Genomic DNA, 21,064 nt, shown 5'->3' with positions numbered 1-21,064 from the left:
GGGTGCGCCATCGGCGGCAGCGCGAATTGCATCCGTCTGCAGGACGACCGGCGGTGCGCCCGGCGACATGATCAAGCGACATCAAAACCATCGAGGAGAAGATGATGCCAACCGAGACTGCCCCTACGGATGGAGTTCTGGCGGGACTAGCCCGGTTTTGTTACCGGCGCCGCCGCCTGGTCCTGCTGACCTGGATCGTCGGCGTGATCGCCGTGGCGATCGTCGGCTTCGGCTTCGGCGCCGCCTCCGACAACGACTTCTCCGGTGGAGACTCCGAATCCGCCAAGGCGCAGGTTCTGATCGAGAAGCACTTCCCCGAGCAGCAAGGGGACACGCTGACCCTTGCGATCAAGGCAGAGAAGGGGATCGACGACCCCGCCGCGCGGCAGAAGATCGAGAAGGTTCTCGCCGATCTGGACGCCTCACCCATTACAGGACCGGTGACCTCGCCGTATCAGGACGAGAATCTGGTGACGAAGGATCGTCGTATCGCCCGTACGACCATCCCGCTGACCGACAAGGATGCGGAGAAGACCGAGGTCAAGCCCCTGGTGGACACGGTCAAGGAAGCCTCTGGTGACGGCGTGACGCTTGGGCTGGGCGGGGCGCAGGCAGAAAAGGCCGAGACACCTCCGCAGGGTCCGGCCGAGAGCGTGGGCGTCCTGGCAGCAGCGGTGATCTTGTTCATCGCCTTCGGGTCACTGGTGGCGATGGGCCTGCCGATCGTGACCGCACTGCTGGCGATCCTCGGCGGCATCGCCATGATGAAGCTGGTGGGGCACGTGGTCCCCTCGCCGGATTTCACTGTGATCCTCGCCGCGATGATCGGGCTCGGTGTCGGCATCGACTACGCACTGTTCATCGTGACCCGCTACAAGGACAGCCTGCAGGACGGCGATGAGCCCGAGAGCGCCACTGTCAAGGCCATCACCACCGCAGGTCGCGCGGTGCTGTTCGCCGGCACGACCGTCGTGATCGCGTTGCTGGGCCTGATCGTCATGGGACAGAGGCTGATGACCGGAGTGGCCGTCGCCACGTCGGTGATCGTGCTGGTGACGATGATCGCCGCGGTGACCCTGCTGCCGGCGTTCCTGGGCTTCACTGGCCACAAGATCAACTCGCTGCGCCTGCCTCGTCGCACGTCCCGCAGGCAGAGGGCCGACGGTGTCCCGTCCCGGGAGCGCCGCACTCCCGCCGAGCGCTGGGCGGGCGTGGTGCAGCGCAAGCCGCTGGTCGCCGCGGTTCTGGCCGGCGCGGTCCTGCTGGTGCTGGCCGCCCCCATGCTGTCGATGCGGCTGAGCCTGCCCGACGCCAGTGTCCAGCCCCACGACAGGAGCAGCTACACCTCACACAAGATCGTCTCCGAGGGCTTCGGTCCCGGCTACGGCGCACCCCTGATCTTCGCCACCGAGGTCGACTCCAAGAACGCCGATCTGCGTCCCGTCGTCGAAGCGGTCAGCAAGACCGAGGGCATTGCCTACGCCACGCAGCCTCGGATCAGCGAGGACGGGCAGGCCGTCACCTTCATAGCCTTCCCCAAGACCGGATACCAGGACGAGGCGACCGCGGACCTGGTGCACCAGCTCCGCGACGACGTGCTGCCCAAGGCACCCGGCGGCGAAGGGGTCTACGTCGGCGGCCCGAACGCCGTCACGATCGACAACGCAGACGAGGTCGGCTCGCGCCTGCCCCTGATGATCGCGGTCGTCATCGCGATGTCCGTGGTGCTGCTGATCGCGCTGGTCCGGTCGGTCACGATCGCGCTGCAGGCCGCCGTGATGAACCTGCTGTCGATCGGCGCCGCCTACGGCGTGCTCGTCGCGGTCGTGCAGTGGGGATGGCTCGGCTCGGCCCTCGGTTTCCCCACCGAAATGCCGATCACGACCTGGGTGCCGATGATGATGTTCCCGGTCCTGTTCGGCCTGTCGATGGACTACGAGGTCTTCCTGATCTCGCGGATCCGTGAGGAGTACGAGCGCACCGGCGACACCCGGATGGCCGTCACTCGCGGGCTGGCACGGACCGCCAAGGTCATCACGGCCGCGGCCGCCATCATGATCGCCGTCTTCACGACCTCCCTGCTCGGCCACGACGTCGCGGTCAAGCAGGGAGGTCTGGGCATGGCCGTCGCCGTGCTCATCGACGCCACCATCGTCCGGATGGTCCTCGTCCCGGCGGTGATGGAACTGTGCGGCAAGGCCAACTGGTGGATGCCCGGACGCCGGGCACCGAAGGCGACCTCGGCTTCACCGGCCGGGGTCAGGGAAGACGCCAGAGTCTGACCCTTCCCGTGATGGCCAGGCTACCGCTGACGTTCATGGCGCAGTTGGGCTTCGTGGTCGCCTACGGGGTGCTACTAGACACCATCATCGTCCGGTCCCTGCTGCTGCCGTCCCTGTCACACGATCTCGGCCGGCGTATCTGGGCCACCGGCAGGCTCGCTCACGCCGTTGACGGCGAGGACGGTCCGGCCGGGCGGCACCGAGGGCAGCCCGGGCGTCCTCTCCCGCGCCGGCTGACCCGAGGGGAGGACCCCGCGCTGCTACCCGGACCCGACCGGGTGGCTATCAACCACATCACCGCACACAACCAGGAAGTCCTGCGATGAGCACCGACAGCACCGCCACCCGGCCGGCGATCGCCGCCGACACGTACGCGGTCGACCCGTTCCGCACCACCGTCCGCTTCGCCGTGAAGGAGCTGTGGGCATCGTGACGGTCCGCGACACGTTCGACGTCATCGACGGTGTCATCGTCGTCGCCGAGGACCCGGCCCGCTCGTCGGTCCGGGTGACGATGGATCCGGCCAGCATCGCCAGCGGCAACAAGCGCCGCGACCGGGGCGTAGTAGGTAAGAACTTCCTCGACGTCGCGTCGTACCCGGCCACGGGGTTCGCCAGCACCCGGGTGGGGACCCACGGCGGCGGCTGGACGATGACCGGCCGGCTCACACCGTCCACGGCGTGACCGCCCCAGTGACGCTGCGGCTGGTCGAAGGCCGCCAGACCGTGGACGGCTGCGCCTTCACCGCCACCGCGGTGGTCGACCGGACTGCGTTCGGGGTGAGCCGGACGGTCGGCTTCATCGCGCGCGAACTCGCCGTGACGATCGAGATCGTCGCCACGACGTCGATATAGCGCCGGCTACCTGCCCCGCCCCCGAATGAGGGGCCGGGGCCCCTGGAGCCGACCAAACGGCCCCGTGGCCAGGTTCCGGTCCCGATCAAGTCGACACAAAGGAGTGATCCACATGCGTAAGGTCTTTGTCATCACCAGCGCGCTCGTCGTCGTCGTCGTGCTGGCGCAGTTCTATCTGGCCGGGGTCGGCGCGTTCAGCCGGCCGGCCACTGCGGACGCGTGGACGGCGCACCGTACCGGGGCGGTGGCCATCCTGGCGCTCGCCCTGCTCAACACCGTCGTCGCGGCGCTGGCGCGGGCCGGCGGGCGGACCATCGCTTTCGCCGCGCTGCCGATTGGCCTGGTCATCCTGCAGTTCGTCCTGAGCGCCATGAGCACCGCGCTGGGCGGGAGCACGACGGACCGCAGCGGCTTGCCGCTGTACCTCGTCGCGCTGCACGCGGTGAACGGCCTGGCCGTGCTGGGCACCGCCATCACCGGCCTGGCGAACGCCCGCCGGCTCGCCGCCAGGGCGGCCGACGAGCTGACCACCGGGCCCGAGCGGGCGCACGCGGCATGAGCGTGTTGCTGGTCCTCGACCTGCTCCTGGTGGTGGTCGCCGGTGGCCTATGGGTGGCGGCCTGGCCGTTGCGGGGTGCAAAGGCCGGCGCCGCGGTGCTGATCGCGGCCGTGCTGGCCACGGCCGCGCGGGCCACCGTGGTCGCACTGCTCGGCGGTGCCGGCTGGTGGTTCGTGCCGGACCGGCTGGTGACCGCCGTCCCGCTGACGCTGCTGTCCGGGCTGGTTGGCGTCGCCCTGGTCCGCCGACGGACGCCTCCGGCGCCGGCGATGATCGCGGCGGCGTACGTCGCGGTCGCGGGCATTGCGATGCAGTTCCTGGTCGGGTATCCGGTGACGGTCGGTGCGGTCGCGGCCGTCTTCGGTCCCGGCGCCGCGGCGCTGCTGGTATGGCGACTCCCGGCCCTGACGGCACGGGTCGCGGTGGTGGCGACCACGGCGGCGGCGCTGCTGGCCGCGGGTGTCACGGCCGCCGTCGGCAGCCGGTTGCCCGACCGACTCGACCACAACACGCACGGCGCAGATAGCGGCCATGCCGCCCACGCCGGACCCGCCGCGGCACCTGGTGTGTCCGTCGCCGACCTGCGCGGTCCGAGCCGCGCGCCGACCCGGAAGTTCACGCTCACCGCCCGCGCCGCAACGGTCACCCTGCCGTCCGGCGCGACGGTTGACGCGTGGACCTTCGACAGCCAGCTGCCGGGGCCGGAGCTGCGGGTGACCCGGGGCGACGTGGTCGAGGTGACACTGCGCAACGACCTGCCGGGCATCGGGGTCACGCTGCACTGGCACGGGTACGACGTGCCGGCCGGCGAGGACGGTGTCGCGGGTGTCACCCAGGACGCGGTGCCGCCAGGCGGCACGTTCACCTATCGTTTCGAGGCCAAGGACGTCGGCAGCTACTGGTACCACTCACACGAGATGTCCAGTGAAGCCGTCCGCAAAGGCCTCTACGGCACTCTCGTAGTGACTCCCGACGGGACCGAATCGGCGGAGACGGACATCGCGCTGCCCGTGCACCGGTTCGACACCGGCGCAACGATGCTCGGCGGATCCGACCGGCGGGAGACCCGGGACGTGCCCGCGGGTCGACGGGTCCGCCTGCGACTGATCAACACCGACAACGACGCGCATCGCGTGGCGGTCGGCGGCACGCTGTACATCGTCAGTGCGATCGACGGTCGGGACCTCAACGGCCCGACCGTGCTGACGGCCGAGACCACGCTGCGGCTGCCCGCCGGCGGCCGCTACGACGTCGTGTTCACGATGCCCGCCGGGGCCGTGCACGTGATGGTGGACGGCCGGGACTCCGACGGGCTGCTCCTGGGTACCGGTGCAATGCCGGCGCACCCGGCCGGCTCCGACCTGGACATTACCCGGTACGGCACCCCCGCGCCGGGACCGTTCGGCCGCTACAACAAGGACTACACGCTGGTACTGGACCGACTGGTTCGGTTCCTGGACGGGGTGCCGAGCTACGCGTACACGGTCAACGGGGGCGTCTACCCGGACATCCCGCCGCTGCTGGTCGACCAGGGCGACGAGGTGCGCACCACGGTGGTCAACCGCGGCACCGAAAGCCATCCGATGCACCTGCACGGCCACCACGTGCTGGTGCTGTCCCGCAACGGTCGCCCGGTGACCGGTAGTCCGCTCTGGCTGGACACGTTCGATGTGCTGCCCGGCGAGGTGTGGCAGGTCGCGTTCCGGGCCGACAACCCGGGGATCTGGCTCGACCACTGTCACAACCTGCCGCACGCCAAACAGGGCATGGTGCTGCATGTGGCATACCGGGGGGTGACCTCGCCGTTCGCCGTCGGCCGGCGCACGGCGAATCATCCCGAGTGATCTCGGGATCGGGTTCCGCAGGTCGGCGCGCTGATCAACTGGTTGGGAGGCGGTTGGTTGGAATGCGCCGCATGGACCATACCGGGCCCATTACGGCGGCGGGTGGCGCCAGATCAACGCCGCCCGGCGGTACCGAACCCCGCAAAGGAGATGGCCATGACCGCAGTGGTTTCGGAAAAAGCGCGACCGTTCGTCCTATCAGCGGTGTCGTGCCGAGTGCTCTGCGCCTCGCGTTCGGCGCCCTGGAGCCCACCGCGCCCGACCTTGCCGCCCGGCTGGAGCTGCGCCTGTGGTCCACCCGGCCGACGTACGGCCGTGGGCGACCCTGATCTCCACGTAAGGGACGTCTCGTAACCCCGATGTCTGTCCGTTGAGGATGATCGGTCAGGATGCCTGGGTGCAGGTGATCACCGCAGCCCACCTTGAGTGGATCTTTCCGTTCACCGGGCTGCAGCCCGCCCAGTTCCGCCAGCTGGTCCGTCTGGTAGCCGAGCGTGGCGGTGGTGCGATCGCTGCGCCGCAGCGCTGAGGACGTCACGCATCGAGTCGCCGCCGGGACCACTCGCCGCGCACCACCTGCCGATCACCGCTCACGCCCGTCCGCTGGCCGCTGGCCGACAGTGACAGCTTTGCCTCCCGCCACCCGCAGGAAACGATCAGAATCGTTCCGCCCGGACCATGAAGGGCCGCGCGGCGAAGCCTGCCCCGCGGTCACAGAGGAGGAGTCATGAGGAGATTGTCGGCGATCAGCGCCGCCGTGGCGATCGGGCTCGCGTTGGCCGGGGTGGCCGGACCCGCCGCCGTCGCGGCCCCCGACTCGGCGGCGGCCGGCGTCGCCGCCCCCGCGCCCATCCACGCCTCCGACGGCGCGTACCTGGCCGAAGAGACGGCCGTCGGGCCACGCCTGGTCGACCTGACGATCCAGTCGCCAGCACTCGGCACCGCCGCCAAAGTACGGCTGCTGACGCCCGACGGGTGGGAGCAGCGGGCGCCCGGGGATCACTGGCCCGTGCTCTACCTGCTGCACGGCTGCTGCGACTCATACGTCAGCTGGACCCGCTCCACCGACGTGGCGAGCATCCCGGAACTCCGGAACGTCCTGGTCGTGATGCCGGAGGCCGGTGCCGCCGGCTGGTACAGCGACTGGTGGAACGGCGGTCAGGGCGGCGCCCCGGCCTGGGAGAGGTTCCACCTGACCGAGGTGCGGCAGATCATCGAGCGCGGGTACGGCGCGGGCCCGAAGCGCGCCATCGCCGGCCTGTCCATGGGCGGCTTCGGGGCGATGTCGTACGCGGCCCGCAACCCGGGCATGTTCCGCGCGGCAGCCTCGTTCAGCGGGGTCGTGCACCCGCTGAAGGACCCGTCTTACTGGCTGCCGTTCTTCGGGCGCACCGGGCTGGACCCGTACGCACTGTGGGGCGACCCGGTCGCGCAACGGGACATCTGGCAGGACCACGACCCGTACTACCTGGCGAAGCAGCTGCGGCACACAGCGCTCTTCGTGGCCACCGGCGATGGCACGGCCGGCGGACCATTCGACCCGCCGGGCCAGACCAACAGTCTGGAGGCGCTCATCCACCAGGAGAACCTCGACTTCGTCGCCCAGCTGCGCGAACTCGGCGTTTCCGTCACGACCGACTTCTACGGCCCCGGCACGCACAGCTGGCCGTACTGGCAGCGGGAGCTGCACCGGTCGCTGCCGATGCTGCTCGGGGCGCTCGAGACGGGGCGCGGTGTGGCGACCCACTCCCTCGAGCGGTAACGCACGAGCGCCCGCTGGTGACCGGCCCGGTCGCCAGCGGGCGCTTCCCCTCCCCCGCAGTCGCCATTGGGTCGTTCGGTGGCCACAGTTGGCAGGGTCGGCAGCGCATCGGCCAATCGCCACGACCCACGCAGGATTATTGGTGCCGCCCAGGCCCATGCGCCGCCTTGTGTCGGCGAGCCCGATTCTCGTGCTGAGCTGCCTCGCTGACGTCGCTGTGCGCGTCGAGTCTCGACGCGCACAGCGAACTCAACTGCTGGCGGTGTCGACCACCTGGTCGAGGAGCAAGGCCGTTGGCCCCTTCCCCAGGCCGGGCCGCTTGCGGCGACCGGTCCAGGAGTGCGTACTGCCGTCGTTCAACCCTGTGCCACAGCGACAGAAAGCGGGTGTCGAAGTCGAAGAAGCCGCACGGGTTGGCGATGCTCGCCTCGATGTCGCCGTTGTCCTCGCTGAGCACGAAGATGTTGCCGTCCAGCACCCGGACCAGGCTCGACTTCACGCCCGCTCCCGGCGGTCGCCGGCCAGGGCGCGCGGGTGCCGGGCTCTCTGCGGCGCGGCGAAGAGCCGCTCCAGCAGGACGACGTAGCGGAACTGCCCTCGGTGGTGATGTCGTTGCGCAGCCGGGCCGGCGGCGGTTTCGCCTCGCCCCGCGCCATCCGGGCGAAGAAGGCCCGGTCGGTACGGGTCACCGCGTCCGCCGCGCCCGCCTCCCGGGACACCGCGACCCGCCCGTCGGCGATGGTCAGGTGCCAGAGGTCGAGCCCGTCGTCGCCCACCAGCTCGAACCGGACGGTGCCGGCGGTCTTGCGCAGCAGGCGCTCGTACCCACCGCCGGCGAGCCGGTCGAAGGACGCTCCGATGGGATCCGACACCGCACCGCCTCCCGCGAGATCGCCGTCGGGGCGGGCGGCCCGAGGTGGACCGCGGCGACCCGTGCAGCGGCGACGACCGACGCGTCCGTGCTCTTCCGGCGCCGCCCCAGCCTATCGCCGTGCCCTGGCGCGGAGGCCGGATCGGGCAACTGCCGGGTCGGTGCGGGGCGCGGGGCGCGGGCGGGCAGGATGGCGGGATGCGCCTGGTCTCCCTGCTGCCGTCCGCCACCGAGATCGTCTACGCCCTGGGCCTCGCCGAGGACCTGGTCGGGGTGACCTTCGAGTGCGAGGTGCCGGCGGCCGACCGGGCCGGCAAGACCGTCGTCGTGGGCGGCCGGGACACCCGGGGCATGAGCCCCGGCGAGATCGACGCGTACGTCAAGGGGCAGCTCGCCGCGGGTGCCGACCTCTACACCCTGCACGCGGGCGCGCTCGCCGGGCTCGACCCCGACCTGATCCTCACCCAGGACCTGTGCCGGGTCTGCGCCCTGCCCGCCGGGCGGGTCGCCGACGCCGTGGACCACCTCGGCTGCCGGGCTGACGTGCTGTCGCTGGACCCGTACACCCTGGAGGAGGTGCTCGGCACCATCCTCGCGGTCGGGGCGGCGGCCCACGTACCGGATCGGGCGGAGGCCCTGGTGGACGGCCTGCGGGCGCGGCTGGCCGGGGTCAGCGCGGCGGTGGCCGGCCGGGCCCGGCGCCGGGTCGCGGTGGTGGAGTGGGTGGACCCGCCGTTCGGCGCCGGTCACTGGATCCCAGACCAGGTCCGGGCCGCCGGCGGCAAGCCGGTGGCCACCCACCCCGGCGCCCGATCGACACCCACCACCTGGGCGGCGCTGCGGGCGGCGGCGCCGGAGGTCGTGCTGGTCACCCCGTGCGGCTTCCACCTCGACGGGGCGGCCGAGCAGGCCGCGGCGGTGGTCCCGCACTTCCCTGACGCGGAGGTCTGGGCCGTCGACGCGGACGGGCTGATCGTGCGGGCCGGACCCCGGCTGGTCGACGGGGTCGAGGCGATCGCGGGGATCCTGCACCCGGACGCCGTGCCGGCCCCGCCGGCGGGCAGCATCCGCCGGGTGGCCTGACGCCGCCCGGCCCGGTCCGCCGACGCGCGGTCGGCTCGCCGCCCGTCGGTGGGCCCGCTGGCACAGCTCCCGCTCGGCCCGGCCGGCGAGGTAGTCGCCGGCCGCGGGCGGGTTAGGCAGGTCGGTGCGAGGGCCGGCCCTCGGGGCCGAGCGGGGCGAGCCGACGCCAGCGCGGCAGCTCGGTGACCACGGTGGACAGCGCCACGGCGGTCACGACCAGGGCGGCCGGCCACGGCCACGCGAACCAGGCCGAGACCGCCGCAGCGACCAGTTGCAACCCCACCAGCGCGATGGTGACCGCCCCGGGCACGGGGACCAGGACGTGGTTCTTGTCGCCGGGGGTGGCGAAAACGGTCGGCAGCCCCACGAGGAGGACCACCGAGGCGACCGCCAGCGGCACCGAGTGCGGGGCGAGCGCCCACGGCGTGGCCACCCAGGCGATCAGCTCGCTGAGGAACCGCAGCGCGGAGGAGAGGTCCGGTCGGCCCGGCGATCCGTTGTCGATCACCGGGCCAGTATGCCGGGACTGAGCACCGTCGTTCCGGTGCACCCGAGCCTAGTCAGGCGGCTCGACTCCCCGACGTTGGAACCGCCCGCGCGCTCATCGAGGAGACGAACGTGCCGCCCTGCGCGGGATCAACCGGCACCATGCAGACCATTTGCATGCCGGCGTAGCCCAGCGGTGAGCAGGTGATCACCTCTACCATCACCGGGCTGGCGCTGTCAGGGATACGAACTCCCCGTGAGACCTGACCTGGATCAGTGACGCCGGGCTTGTTCTCCCAGCACCAACGCGCCTGCTCGTTGCTGGCGATGACATCCCGGATGACCCGGGTGAGCGATTCATTGTCGTTCGCGGGCGTGAGCCATCCGTAGCTGCGCCGGCAGTGACGGCGCCCAGTCTTCCTCCCACCGGTCCAGCTGCCGTTGAGCTGCCGGGTGCCCGAACGCCCACCGCATCAGGTTGGGCTCGCTCGGCAGCGATGGGAACCAAGCTGCCGCTTGGGCGTTCCACGCCTGAATGTTGAAGGCACTGTTGATGATGTACGCCGGGCATTGCTGGGTCGCCACAAGCCGTTCCATCGTCCAGCACATCTCGCGAGCGGGGCTGGTGTCTTCGTCGGCACCTGCCCTCGGGACTGGTTGACGCCCGACGGCCAGGCGATAGAGGACCTCTCGTTCGTTGTCGGTGAGCCGCAGAGCGTCAGCGACCCGGTCAAGGAAATCGTCGGAGTATCGGCCGCCTTTACCGCGCCCTGCCCAGTCAGCGGCCCGCGTCGTTGCGGGCCTCCCGGCGGCAACCGCCGGGATGTTGTCGTTGAGTGAGCCTCACCGCAGCGGTGTTCCGCGCTTCTCCCACGCTCGATTCATCAGTGCGTCGATGGCGCGGTCGGCCCCCACGTCGTCGACACGAATGACCTTGCGGTACGCCTCGCCCAGTTGTCTGCTGAAGCTGTCGACCCAGGCCGCGCATTCCACGGATACGATGAAGATCATCGCGGCCAGTGCGTGGGTGCGGCCGGTGTACTGCGCTTCTTCATCCGCCTCTGCGTTGGCTTGAAGCGCGACGAGTGCACCACGGGCGACGTTCCAATTCGTCCTTGTCGACCCGTGCGCGAACTCGCCGAGGGCCCGGTTCAACAGGTTCAGGCGCTTCCAGCCAGCGCCCTCTATCCAGTCGCGAGGGGTGGACCTCGGGTTCGCTTCAATCCTGGCAGCGCGATCCGGCCTCACCCGCCAGGTGCGTGCTCGTGCCACCTGTTCGATCACACACCGCAGGCAGCCCATGCCACGATCGTCGTCTTCGAGCCACAGCCGTGTCTCGAGTCAGCGAGATCACCTCTGGCGGCGTCGACGCATCTTCATCGCTCTGCTCCCAGGGGCTCCCGTACTTGGCGCAAGTTGCTCATGGGCGTACCTGCTCGCCGTCGGGACCGCTTCCTCACCTCTCCTTAACCCGACGGCCGTCAACCACGCGGCTAGTACTCCAGCCGCACTTTCAGGTTCGGAGTCTGCGCTGGTGGTGGCTGGTTCGAGCGCGGTGCTGGTGCCGGCGCCGTCACGACGTCGATCGTACTATGTAGACTCCCGGTCTCGTGACAGTGGATCTTGTGGCGGGCTGGGTGGCGGGCCTGGACGACGTGATGGCGCGTATCGCGCGCCGGTTCGCACGGGTGGAACCGCGCCGCCGGGCCAGGGGCTACCTGCTCGGGCTGCTGTCGCCGCTGGCGGGTAAGAACAGCTGGACCATCGCCGAGGCTGCCGGCGACAGCACCCCGGACGGAATGCAACGCCTGCTCAACAATTTCCGGTGGGACGCCGACGCGGTCCGCGATGACCTGCGCGACTATGTGGGTGAGCACCTCGGCGAGCCCGACGGGGTCCTGATCGTCGACGAGACCGGCTTTCTGAAGAAAGGCGTCAAGTCCGCCGGCGTGCAACGGCAGTACTCCGGCACCGCTGGACGGATCGAGAACTGCCAGCTCGGCGTGTTCCTCGCCTACGCCAGCTGCAAAGGACGTGCCCTGATCGATCGCGAGCTCTACCTGCCACAACGCTGGTGCGACAACCCGGCGCGGCGCGCCGAGGCCGGCATCGGCGAGCAGGTGACGTTCGCAACCAAACCCGCCCAGGGCCTGGCCATGCTGACCCGCGCCCTGGACGCCCGGCTGCCGGCGAAATGGGTCACCGCCGACGAGGCATACGGCAAGGACAGCAAGTTCCGCGCCGCGCTGCAACGCCGGCACGTCGGCTACGTCCTCGCCGTCGCCTGCAACCAGAAGATCCCCACCGAGACCGGCAGTTCCCGCGCCGACGCCCTCGCCGCCCGCGCACCGGACCCGGCATGGAAACGCCGCAGCTGCGGCGACGGAGTCAAAGGCCCCGACTCTACGACTGGGCCGTGGCATCTCTGCCCGACACCGGCACCGCCGAACACAGCTACCGCCGCTGGCTGCTGATCCGCCGCAACATCACCGACCCCACCGAACTGGCCTACTACCTGTGCTGCGGCTGGAGTACTAGGGCGCTTCGCTGCTCACTTGGACGGCGGCGGTGACGGCGATCGGGACACTCTTCGCGGCGATGGGCTCCGGGCTGCTGGAGGGGTGCCGGTACTGCTGTGCGCCGTGAATCTCCCCGGTGTGAATCGGCGGGATGTGGTCATCGGCTGACCGGTGGGGACTTTCGGCCCTGCCCTGTCTGGGTCACAGCCTGCAACGGTGAAGGAACGCTACGAGTCCGGAGGTTCTGCCATGACCAGGCCAGGAGAAGGCGTGACCCGTGCCGAGGCACGAACGGCCCTGGAGATTGCCGCCCGGGCCTCGCTGCGTGCTCCATCGGTGTTCAACACTCAGCCTTGGAGGTGGCGTCTCAGCGGCGAGGTCCTGGAGCTGTCGTCCGACCCGGGCCGCCGTCTGGGCGTCACCGATGCCGAGGGTCGACTGCTCTTGTTGAGCTGCGGTGGAGCACTGCACCACGCTCGAGTCTCATTGGCGGCGGCCGGATGGTGCGCAGAGGTGGACCGCTTACCCGAGGAGAAGCACCCTGACCTGCTTGCCCGGATCCGTGTCCCGGGTCGCACCACGCCGGACCCGGACGCCGGGGAACTGATCGCCGCCATCAGCCGGCGCCGCACCGATCGCCGCGCCTTCGGCGACCGCCCGGTGTCCGAGCGAAGCCTCACCCGCTTGCGCCGGCTTGTCGAGGCTCAGGGCGCCTATCTGCATCTCGTGCCCGATGACCGGGTGCCGGAGCTGGCCATCTCGGTCGACGAGGCCGCCGACGCCAACCACTTCGACCTGGCCCACACCAGCGAGCTCACCGACTGGACGCATCGACCGGCCTGGACCGCCGACGGTGTGCCGCCTACGACCGCCGTCGAGCCCAGCCTTCGGCGGGTGCCGGTTCGCAACTTCCTGCCGGACGGCTCGCCCGGTTTGCTGCCCGGCGCCGATCACGACGAAGGCGCCGCGTACGTCATCATCTTCGGCACCACCGATCAGCCGGTCGATCTGCTCCGCGGCGGGGAGGCGATGTCCGCGCTACTCCTGCGGGCAACCGCCGACGGCCTGGCGACCGCTCCCATCAGCGAAGCGGTCGAGGTTGCCTGGCCACGGCGCCTGCTCGGCCGCCTGCTTTCCGGGGTGGGAGAGCCCTATCTGGTTGTTCGGCTGGGCTACGTCGAGGCGACCGACCCCGTCCCTCCTTCACCGCGCCGTGCGCCCGCCGACGTGATCCGCATCGAAGACTGATCGCACAGACTTTCGGCGGGTTCCGAGATCGTCCGGCAGTTGCTCCGCGCCGGACGACCTCACCGCGGAATCGCGGGTCCACAGCCAGCCCGCCACGAGTTATGCGCCACCACTTGCGAAGACACCTGCACGTGAACGACGAGCTGACGTCGCAGCGGTGAACGCGACACGCGGAGGGGACGAGACCGACAGGCTGGCGGCGGCCCCGAGCTCGGAGCCGCCGCCGACGGGAGCCAGCTGTTTACTTCGCTGCGGTGTCCAGCGACCAGTTACGAACCTCCGGCATGTCTTCCAGGTGTTCGATCACGTACGCCTCGTGGCGCTTGAGCTGTGCCTCGCACCACGCCTTCAGATCGGCGGCGCCGCGGGGCAGGCGGTGGGCGTTGTTGATCGCGTCCATCACCAGGTGGTAGCGCGACGCCTTGTTGCGGACCGTCATGTCGAACGGGGTGGTGGTCGTGCCCTGCTCGATGAAGCCACGCACCCGGAAGCGGTCGGCGTCGGGCCGCCCGTGCACGAGCTGGTGGATGGCGCCCGGGTAGCCGTGGAAGGCGAAGACCACGTCGACGGTGTCAGTGAACAGTTCGGTGAACTGGGTTTCGCTCATGCCGTGCGAGTGGTCCTTCTGCCGCGGCAGCGTCATCAGGTCGACGACGTTGACGACCCGGACCTTGAAGCCGGGGAGCCGGTCCCGGAGAATCTGCGCCGCGGCGACGGTTTCCATGGTGACCACGTCGCCGGCGCAGGCGAGCACGATGTCGGGATCGCTGCCGTCGTCGTCGGTGCCGGCCCAGTCCCAGACACCCGCACCGCGGGTGCAGTGCTCGATGGCCTCGTCCATGGTGAGGTACTGCAGCTGCGGCTGCTTGTCGATGACGATCAGGTTGACGTACGACCGCGACCGGAAGCAGTGATCCGCGACCGACAGCAGGGTGTTGGCGTCCGGCGGCAGGTAGACGCGAGCCACGTCGCCGCGCTGGGTGAGCACCACCTGGATCAGGCCTGGGCCCTGATGGGAGAAGCCGTTGTGGTCGTTGCGCCACGCCGTAGAGGTGAGCAGCACGTTGAGGCTGGGCACCTTGGCCCGCCAGGGCAGGTTCTTCGCCTCCTGCAGCCACTTACCGTGCTGCACGGTCTGGGACGCGCTCACCATCGCGAAGGCCTCGTAGGTGGCGAACATCCCGTGTCGGCCGGTCAGGTTGTAGCCCTCGAGCCAGCCGTGGCAGTTGTGCTCGGACAGCACCTCCATCACCCGGCCGTCGCGGCTGGTCGCCACATCGCCGGGGCCGACACGCTCCATGAACGCCCGGTCGGAGACCTCGAAGATAGCACCGAGGCGGTTGCTGTTGGTCTCGTCGGGGCAGAACAGCCGGAAGGTCTGCGGGTTGCGGACGTAGATGTCGCGCATCATCTCGCCGAGCCGGCGGGTCGACTCGGCATGCTCAGTCGCCGGTTGCGTCACCGGGAAGGCGTAGTCGCGGAAGTCAGGCAGGTCGAGAGCGCGGGTCAGGACGCCGCCGTTGGCGTGCGGCGAGGCGCTCATCCGGAGATCGCCGGCGGGCGCCTGCTCGCGGATCAGAGCGGTCGGCGCTCCGGTCGCGTCGAAGAGCTCCTCGGGGCGGTACGACTTGAGCCACTGCTCGAGGATCGCCAGGTGTTCCGGGTTGTCGCGCACGCCGGACAGCGGCACCTGGTGCGATCGCCACGTGCCGGTGACGCGCACGCCGTCGACTTCCTCCGGTCCGGTCCAGCCCTTGGGCGAGCGGAGGACGATCAGTGGCCAGACCGGCCGGGTCCCGTCCCATTCGCCGTTGCGTGCCGCGGTCTGGATGGCGCGGATGCGGCCCCAGGCCGTAGCGAGCGCTTCGGCGAACCGGTAGTGCATGCCGGGCAGGTCCTCACCGGAAACTTCGATGACGTCGTAGCCGTGACCGCGCAGCAGTTCCCGCACCTCGTCGGCGTGCTTGCGGGCCAGCACGGTGGGGCCGGAGATCTTGGCGCCGTTGAGGTGCAGGATCGGCAGCACAGCTCCGTCGCGGGCGGGGTTGATGAACGACACGCCCTTCCAGGAGCCCTCGAGCGGGCCGGTCTCGGCTTCACCGTCGCCGACCACCGCGATCGCCAGCAGGTCCGGGTTGTCCATGACCGCGCCGAACGCGTGGACCAGCACGTAGCCGAGCTCGCCGCCCTCGTGGATCGATCCGGGCGTCGTGACCGAGACGTGGCTGGGGATGCCGCCGGGGCTGGAGAACTGGCGGAACAGCTTCCGCACGCCGTCCTCGTCCTGGGCAATCTGCGGATAGATCTCCGAGTACGTGCCCTCCAGGTAGCCGGCGGCGACCAGCGCCGGGCCGCCGTGGCCGGGCCCGGCCAGGTAGATGGCCTGCTGGCCGGTGTGCCGGATCAGCCTCGACACGTGGGCGTAGATGAGCGACAGGCCCGGGCTGGTTCCCCAGTGTCCGAGCAGCCGGGGCTTGATGTGCTCCGCGGAAAGGGCCTGGCGCAGCAGCGGATTCGCCTTGAGGTAGATCTGCCCGATGGTCAAGTAATTGGCGGCCCGCCACCACGCGTCGAGGCGGGCGAGCTCGGCCTCGTCGGGTTCGGCCAGGGTCTGCAGCAGGTCGGACACAACCGCGGTCACGGCGATTCCTTTCGGCGGATCTTTGTCGTTGTGTCCGACCGTAGGGCGCGGGCGTGTCGCGCTCGTAGTCGGAAGCCAGCGCCGGTGGGACCTTCGGCCCTACGAGGCGGGACGAGTTACGAGGAACACCGGGTAGTCCTCCGCGATCGCCTCGAATGCCTCGAGCGGGGCATGCCGATCGACCGGGATGTGCGGTCGCGCTCCGGGGGCCTTCTCCAGGTAGCGGCGCAGAATCGGCGGTTTGTCCGGCACCGCTACCTCGCTGAGATGGATGCTCTCCCTGCGCCCGTGGCTCAGAACAGCGTCGCCGCCAGCGGCACGCACGTTTGCGACCCAGTTGGCGTCGTTGCCGAGCATGGAGACCAGATACTCCCGGCCTTCGTATCTGGCAACCACGAGCGGGCAGGACACCATTCGGCCCGTACGCCGCCCACGCACCTCGAGAGTCGCCCAGTTGGACGGCACGAGCAGGCCGGCCCGGAACTGGATAGCTGAGAAGCGATTCATCAAGCGGGCCAAGCCCTGCGGGCGTCCGCCACGGTACATCCAGCGCTTCAAGGAATCTGTGAGCAGCATCGTCAATCTCCCGGGTAGGCGTAGACCTCGATCAGTCGATGCCGGGCGTGTTGCAGGCGGTCCGTCACCACGTCCAGCCGACCGGCGCGCCGGCACCGACACGCTCGACGACGATGTTGCCGCGGCCCGGAACGGAGAAGTCGACCGCGACAGCGCCGAAGTGGAGCAACCAGAATTGCTCAGCAGGCGCGTCTTCGCGGCATAGCCGGCGCCCGGCAGCGAAGTACACCGGTCGCCCAGCCACGGCGAGCCGATGCAGCCAGTTCGACGGAAGGTCGGCGACGAAGTCATGCATGGCGAGCAGGTCGAAGACGCTCAACGACGGCATGGCGCTCTCCCATGGTGGGCGCGGGGCCCGGTGGCGGCCAGGCCCCGCGCGTGTTCAAGCGACGATGAAGACGCTGGCGCCGGTGGTGTCCGTGTCCTGGAACGCGACGTTGAACTTGTCGATCACGTCCACGACGCCGGGGACCTGCCGGGTCAGGCGGATCGCCATGTTGGCGGTCGAGCGCCGGTCGATCGGCCCGGTCAGCCTCACCACTCCTTCGGCCACGGCGACGTCCACCTGTTCGGAGCCGTCGGGCAGCAAGACCTCGAAGACGTTGCGGCAGATGTCGGCGCTGATCTCGTCGTCCGGCCGCAGGTGGACCTTGAGCAGATCACCGCGGGAGACGATGCCGATCAGCCGGCCCAGATCGTCGACGACCGGCAACCGCTTCACGTGCTCGACGTCCATGACCCGGGCGGCGGCCGCGATCGGCGTCCCGCTGAGTGCCACCACCGGCGGGCTGCTCATCAGGTCGGCGGCGGTGGCCGCGTGCGCCTTGGCTCGCTCGCCCCGGCGACGGCGTCCCTCGAACAGCCGAGGCGCGTCCTCACCCGCGTACTCGATCTTACGAAGCAGATCCGCCTCGGAGATCACGCCGGTCACGTGCTCGAACCCGTCCACGACCGGTACGGCACTGAAGCGCCGGCCGATCAGCAGATCTACCACTTCGCGGTAGGTCGCCGTCGGCTGCACCGACACGACCGCCTTGGTCATTACATCGTCCACTCTCCACGCCGACATGGCAGCCTCCTCGCTACGTACCTCTCACGGTAGAAGTCCGACCCGCCACCGGTCAGGGCCGAAAGACCTGACGCAGACGTGCCACCAGGTCAGGCTCTGACCGGCTCCGCTGAACGACCGACCCGCTCAGCCCGCTCCTTGATGCCGCGGAGCATCCGGCGCTCCATGATCAGACTGCCGGGAGCCATCATCACGTCGTACAGCAAGCGGGCGGCCCGGCTCGTTCCGGGCGGGGAGATGCGGTTGCGGCTGATCAGGCGTGTCCCGCCCTGGTCGGGACGCAGATCGAAAATCCACACCCAGGCGCCGTCGGCGGAACGGAAGGCCAACGTCTTCGCGTGATCGCAGATCTCCACCTGCATGGCCGGCCTCTTGGTACCCAGCGGCAGACTGTCGCCGACGCCCAGGCGCTGGAACTGCGGCAGGATCTCGTCGGCGCTGTGCATGTTCAGCCCGAAGAGGTTCTCGATCCAGTCGTACGTGTAGGCACCTCCACGGCCGCTGCCCATTTGCACCAGCCACGGCCACACTGCCTCCGGGCCTGCGTCAATGGTGATCGCGCGGGTGGAGACAAGGCCGGCATCCGACAGCAGTTCATCGCCCGGCACGGGCCCGGACGCTTCCTCGGGCGTGGCGCCCCAGGTGACATACCGCCGACGGGCCCACGGCGACAACGCCGCGGCCAAGCCCGCACCGATCACGAGGAGTCCGGTTCTCATCGCGACAACACCACCTTCAGCGCGCCGGAGCGTCCGGCGTCGGCGAACACGTCGTACGCAGCCATGAACTCGTTCAGGCCGAAGCGGTGCGTGACCATGTGCCCGAGATCAAGCTGTCCCGCGACCAGCATGTCCAGCAGTTTCGGGGTGGAGTAGGTGTTGACCAGGCCGGTGGTGATGGTGACGTTGCGGATCCACAGGTCTTCCAGGTGCAGGGTGGCCGGCGCGCCGTGCACGCCGATGTTGGCGACTCGGCCTCCAGGCCGGACCAGCGTGGTGCACAGCTCGAACGTCTGGGGTGTGCCGACCGCCTCCATCGCCACATCGGCGCCGAGGCCGCCGGTCAGTGCCCGCACGGTGTCGAGGGCGTCGTCCGAGCCCACGAGAACGGTGGTGTCGGCGCCGAAGACTTTCGCTGCCTGTAGACGGCTCTCTGCTTTGTCGATCACGATGATGTGCGCGGGCGAGAAGAGTCGCGCTGTCAGCACGGCGGCGAGCCCGATCGGCCCGGCACCCACGATGGCCACGGTGTCACCCGGCCGGACGTGGCCGTTGAGCACACCGACCTCGTACGAGGTGGGCAGGATGTCGGCCAGCAGCACGGCGGATTCGTCGTCGACCCGGTCGGGTAGTTTGTAGGTGGACAGGTCCGCGAACGGGATGCGGGCGTACTCGGACTGCACCCCGTTCACAAGGTGGCCGAGGATCCAGCCACCGCCACCGCGGCATTGGCCGTACGCTCCTTGGCGGCAGTAGCGGCAGATGCCGCAGGCGGAGATGCACGAGGCCAGCACCCGGTCACCGGGTACCAGTCCGGCGACACCGCTTCCGGTCTCGACTATCGTGCCGACCGCTTCATGCCCCAGCACCGTGCCCTCCGTGACCTCCGGCACGTCGCCGCCCAGGATGTGCAGATCGGTGCCGCAGATGGTGACCGCGTCGACTTGGATGATCGCGTCGCGCGGGTCTTCGATTCGGGCGTCCGGGATCTCCGTCCACGATCGGACGCCTGGTCCGCCGTACACAAGGCCTCTCATGACGTTCCCCTTTCTCTGTCGTCGTCTCCACGCTCGTCCGGCCGGGGTCTGTCGAGTAGGGACGTCCGGCTCTACAACGGGGGCCGTCGGCCGGGCTACCAACAAGGAAAGGGAGAGGGGTGCGACCGGCGATGACCAGATACGTCTACGACTTCATCGAGGGGAACAAGGACCTCAAGGACCTGCTCGGCGGCAAGGGCGCCAACCTGGCGGAGATGACGCGGATGGGGCTGCCGGTGCCGCCCGGCTTCACCGTCACGACCGAGGCATGCCGTGACTACCTGCGCACCGGCATGATGCCCGAGGTCGCGGCCGAACACTGTGGTCGCGGTCGCGTATGACCTGAAGGTGTTCTTCAGCGTGGTCGGTAAGGCGCCGGGCCGGGTCGTCGCGGCCGACGTGCTGGCGTTCGTAACCGCGCAGTATGCCGGCGGCCCGGCACGACGGTTGCAGGCCGCCGGTGACAGCGCTGGTGTGTCGGCCCGGACGGTCCGGCGGCGGCTGTCAAGCGTGTCCGGGTTGTTCGCGTTCCTGCAGGCCCGTGGTGATGTCGAGGCGAACCCGGTGCCCCGAGGTTTGCCGACACGCCGCGAACGGCAGCGACCCCGTCAGGGCGTGCCGCTGGTACGCACGCCACGCACCCTGCCGCGGATTCTGCAGCCGGTCCAGGTCGATGCGCTGCTAGCGGCGTTGCGCATGCACCGGGACCGGGCCATGTGTGAGGCGATGGTGCTGGGTGGGCTGCGCCGCTGTGAGGTCCTCGGTCTGCGGCTGGACGATCTGCAGGTCGCTGCCCGGCGGGTGTTCATCGCCGAGGGCAAGGGCGGCCATCAGCGGCAGATCCCGGTCTCCGGCCGGTTCTTCACCTCCGTGGCCGCCTACCTGCACCACGAACGCCCGTCCGGTATCGCCACCGACCGGCTGTTCGTGGTGCTGAAAGGCCCTCGCCGGGGCCGGCCGCTGTCACCGGCTGGGCTGGATCAGATCCTGGACTCGGCCCGGCAGCGGGCCGGGCTGGGCACGGTGACCTGCCATCAGCTGCGGCACACCTGCCTGACCCGGCTGCGGGAGGCCGGCATGGCCCTGGAGGCGGTCCAGGCCCAGGCCGGGCACGCCTCGATCGAGTCCACCCGCATCTACCTGCACCTGGCCGACGACTGGCTGGCCTCGCAGTACCGGCGGGCCGCCGAGGCGATCGACGCGCAACTGTTCTCCGGAAAACCGTTACCCCGCAACGCCGTCAGCCTGATCGAGGGTGGACGGTGAGCGGCCCCCGGCGGCTCCCCGGCTGGGACCAGCTCGCCACCGAGATCCCTGACATGGTGACACCGATGCGCCGCTACCTCGACCAACTGACCTGCATCCTGCGGCCGGGCAGCGTGAAAGGCGCCGACCTGGCCCTGCGATCCCTGACCGCGTTCCTGGTCGAGCAGGCACCCGAAGTCCGCCACCTCGCCGACATCCGCCGCCGGCACATCGAGGACTTCCGCACCTGACTCACCGCCAGAACCGGC

Annotated in this window: 23 protein-coding genes and 2 pseudogenes; 14 read left to right on the top strand and 11 right to left on the bottom strand. The window is 69.8% G+C overall.

Going from position 1 to position 21,064, the window contains the following annotated elements; all coding sequences use genetic code 11:
- Positions 1–104 precede the first annotated feature (104 nt).
- From GA0070607_RS23465 to GA0070607_RS23435, 8 genes and pseudogenes are all read left to right on the top strand, one after another.
- A complete protein-coding gene (locus GA0070607_RS23465; protein WP_089022050.1) occupies positions 105–2,282 on the top strand; it encodes an MMPL family transporter in 2,178 nt (725 codons plus the stop codon).
- A pseudogene (locus GA0070607_RS34195) lies at positions 2,189–2,443 on the top strand (MMPL family transporter); the annotation flags it as partial. The gene GA0070607_RS23465 and the pseudogene GA0070607_RS34195, both read left to right, overlap by 94 nt.
- Before the next feature lie 268 nt (positions 2,444–2,711).
- A complete protein-coding gene (locus tag GA0070607_RS23455; RefSeq protein WP_157743227.1) occupies positions 2,712–2,966 on the top strand; it encodes a YceI family protein in 255 nt (84 codons plus the stop codon).
- Positions 2,963–3,136, top strand: a complete 174-nt coding sequence (locus GA0070607_RS23450; RefSeq protein ID WP_157743226.1) for a YceI family protein — start codon at positions 2,963–2,965, stop codon at positions 3,134–3,136. Before GA0070607_RS23455 ends, GA0070607_RS23450 begins: the two co-directional genes overlap by 4 nt.
- 112 nt (positions 3,137–3,248) lie before the next feature.
- Positions 3,249–3,695 carry a DUF6220 domain-containing protein gene (locus GA0070607_RS23445; protein WP_089020103.1) on the top strand — a complete coding sequence of 149 codons (447 nt, stop codon included), beginning with the start codon at positions 3,249–3,251 and terminating at the stop codon, positions 3,693–3,695.
- On the top strand, positions 3,692–5,539 hold the full coding sequence (locus tag GA0070607_RS23440) for a multicopper oxidase family protein (protein ID WP_089020102.1): 1,848 nt from the start codon (positions 3,692–3,694) through the stop codon (positions 5,537–5,539). The genes GA0070607_RS23445 and GA0070607_RS23440 overlap by 4 nt, the downstream gene beginning before the upstream one ends.
- 397 nt (positions 5,540–5,936) lie before the next feature.
- A complete protein-coding gene (locus GA0070607_RS32505; protein WP_408630848.1) occupies positions 5,937–6,068 on the top strand; it encodes a hypothetical protein in 132 nt (43 codons plus the stop codon).
- Between the two features lie 198 nt (positions 6,069–6,266).
- Entirely contained in the window at positions 6,267–7,301 is a 1,035-nt protein-coding gene (locus tag GA0070607_RS23435; RefSeq protein ID WP_089020101.1) for an alpha/beta hydrolase, read from the top strand.
- A 136-nt stretch (positions 7,302–7,437) separates the two neighbouring features.
- Here the strand turns inward: GA0070607_RS23435 and GA0070607_RS32500 are convergent, their stop codons facing one another.
- Together GA0070607_RS32500 and GA0070607_RS33535 are read right to left on the bottom strand one after the other, a co-directional pair.
- Positions 7,438–7,758: a glycogen debranching N-terminal domain-containing protein gene (locus GA0070607_RS32500; protein ID WP_231930195.1), complete on the bottom strand. Its 321-nt coding sequence runs from the start codon at positions 7,756–7,758 to the stop codon at positions 7,438–7,440.
- Positions 7,658–8,173, bottom strand: a complete 516-nt coding sequence (locus GA0070607_RS33535) for an SCP2 sterol-binding domain-containing protein (RefSeq protein ID WP_089020100.1) — start codon at positions 8,171–8,173, stop codon at positions 7,658–7,660. The genes GA0070607_RS32500 and GA0070607_RS33535 overlap by 101 nt, the downstream gene beginning before the upstream one ends.
- A gap of 197 nt (positions 8,174–8,370) precedes the next feature.
- Between GA0070607_RS33535 and GA0070607_RS23425 the strand changes: the two genes are divergently transcribed.
- On the top strand, positions 8,371–9,255 hold the full coding sequence (locus GA0070607_RS23425) for an ABC transporter substrate-binding protein (protein ID WP_089020099.1): 885 nt from the start codon (positions 8,371–8,373) through the stop codon (positions 9,253–9,255).
- A 112-nt stretch (positions 9,256–9,367) separates the two neighbouring features.
- On the opposite strand, the gene GA0070607_RS23420 is transcribed toward GA0070607_RS23425, so the two are convergent.
- The 3 genes from GA0070607_RS23420 to GA0070607_RS23415 all read right to left on the bottom strand — a co-directional run bounded on the left by GA0070607_RS23420 (position 9,368) and on the right by GA0070607_RS23415 (position 11,025).
- Entirely contained in the window at positions 9,368–9,763 is a 396-nt protein-coding gene (locus GA0070607_RS23420) for a hypothetical protein (RefSeq protein ID WP_089020098.1), read from the bottom strand.
- 335 nt (positions 9,764–10,098) lie between these two features.
- Positions 10,099–10,338, bottom strand: a complete 240-nt coding sequence (locus GA0070607_RS34190) for an MmyB family transcriptional regulator (protein WP_172899088.1) — start codon at positions 10,336–10,338, stop codon at positions 10,099–10,101.
- Positions 10,339–10,584: 246 nt separating this feature from the next.
- Positions 10,585–11,025, bottom strand: a complete 441-nt coding sequence (locus tag GA0070607_RS23415) for a hypothetical protein (protein WP_172899087.1) — start codon at positions 11,023–11,025, stop codon at positions 10,585–10,587.
- Between the two features lie 326 nt (positions 11,026–11,351).
- On the opposite strand from GA0070607_RS23415, the gene GA0070607_RS23410 reads away from it, so the two are divergent.
- Both GA0070607_RS23410 and GA0070607_RS23405 read left to right on the top strand, forming a co-directional pair.
- Positions 11,352–12,215, top strand: coding sequence for an IS701 family transposase (locus GA0070607_RS23410; RefSeq protein WP_197701135.1), 864 nt, complete (start codon positions 11,352–11,354; stop codon positions 12,213–12,215).
- Between the two features lie 261 nt (positions 12,216–12,476).
- The gene (locus GA0070607_RS23405; protein WP_331716431.1) at positions 12,477–13,508 is read left to right on the top strand and encodes an Acg family FMN-binding oxidoreductase; all 1,032 of its coding nucleotides are present in this window, start codon (positions 12,477–12,479) and stop codon (positions 13,506–13,508) included.
- Positions 13,509–13,749: 241 nt separating this feature from the next.
- On the opposite strand, the gene GA0070607_RS23400 is transcribed toward GA0070607_RS23405, so the two are convergent.
- The 6 genes from GA0070607_RS23400 to GA0070607_RS23375 all read right to left on the bottom strand — a co-directional run bounded on the left by GA0070607_RS23400 (position 13,750) and on the right by GA0070607_RS23375 (position 19,550).
- The gene (locus GA0070607_RS23400; protein WP_089020095.1) at positions 13,750–16,149 is read right to left on the bottom strand and encodes a phosphoketolase family protein; all 2,400 of its coding nucleotides are present in this window, start codon (positions 16,147–16,149) and stop codon (positions 13,750–13,752) included.
- Between the two features lie 99 nt (positions 16,150–16,248).
- The gene (locus GA0070607_RS23395; protein WP_231930193.1) at positions 16,249–16,725 is read right to left on the bottom strand and encodes a nitroreductase/quinone reductase family protein; all 477 of its coding nucleotides are present in this window, start codon (positions 16,723–16,725) and stop codon (positions 16,249–16,251) included.
- 64 nt (positions 16,726–16,789) lie between these two features.
- Positions 16,790–17,053 (bottom strand): cyclic nucleotide-binding domain-containing protein, encoded by a 264-nt coding sequence (locus tag GA0070607_RS23390; RefSeq protein WP_089020094.1) that lies wholly within the window; start codon positions 17,051–17,053, stop codon positions 16,790–16,792.
- Positions 17,054–17,107: 54 nt separating this feature from the next.
- Entirely contained in the window at positions 17,108–17,794 is a 687-nt protein-coding gene (locus tag GA0070607_RS23385) for a CBS domain-containing protein (protein WP_231930191.1), read from the bottom strand.
- An 89-nt stretch (positions 17,795–17,883) separates the two neighbouring features.
- Positions 17,884–18,513 (bottom strand): hypothetical protein, encoded by a 630-nt coding sequence (locus tag GA0070607_RS23380; RefSeq protein WP_089020092.1) that lies wholly within the window; start codon positions 18,511–18,513, stop codon positions 17,884–17,886.
- On the bottom strand, positions 18,510–19,550 hold the full coding sequence (locus tag GA0070607_RS23375; RefSeq protein ID WP_089020091.1) for a zinc-dependent alcohol dehydrogenase family protein: 1,041 nt from the start codon (positions 19,548–19,550) through the stop codon (positions 18,510–18,512). Before GA0070607_RS23375 ends, GA0070607_RS23380 begins: the two co-directional genes overlap by 4 nt.
- Before the next feature lie 131 nt (positions 19,551–19,681).
- Between GA0070607_RS23375 and GA0070607_RS23370 the strand changes: the two are divergent.
- From GA0070607_RS23370 to GA0070607_RS23360, 3 genes and pseudogenes are all read left to right on the top strand, one after another.
- Positions 19,682–19,852: pseudogene (locus tag GA0070607_RS23370) on the top strand (PEP/pyruvate-binding domain-containing protein); the annotation flags it as partial.
- 46 nt (positions 19,853–19,898) lie between these two features.
- On the top strand, positions 19,899–20,816 hold the full coding sequence (locus GA0070607_RS23365) for a tyrosine-type recombinase/integrase (RefSeq protein ID WP_197701134.1): 918 nt from the start codon (positions 19,899–19,901) through the stop codon (positions 20,814–20,816).
- Entirely contained in the window at positions 20,813–21,046 is a 234-nt protein-coding gene (locus tag GA0070607_RS23360; protein WP_089020089.1) for a hypothetical protein, read from the top strand. The genes GA0070607_RS23365 and GA0070607_RS23360 overlap by 4 nt, the downstream gene beginning before the upstream one ends.
- The last annotated feature ends 18 nt before the right edge of the window (positions 21,047–21,064 follow it).

This window comes from Micromonospora coriariae (genome assembly GCF_900091455.1).
GTDB classification, from domain to species: domain Bacteria; phylum Actinomycetota; class Actinomycetes; order Mycobacteriales; family Micromonosporaceae; genus Micromonospora; species Micromonospora coriariae.
The sequence above is the reverse complement of the archived record's forward strand: the minus strand, read 5'-3'. Positions and strand labels throughout refer to the sequence as shown.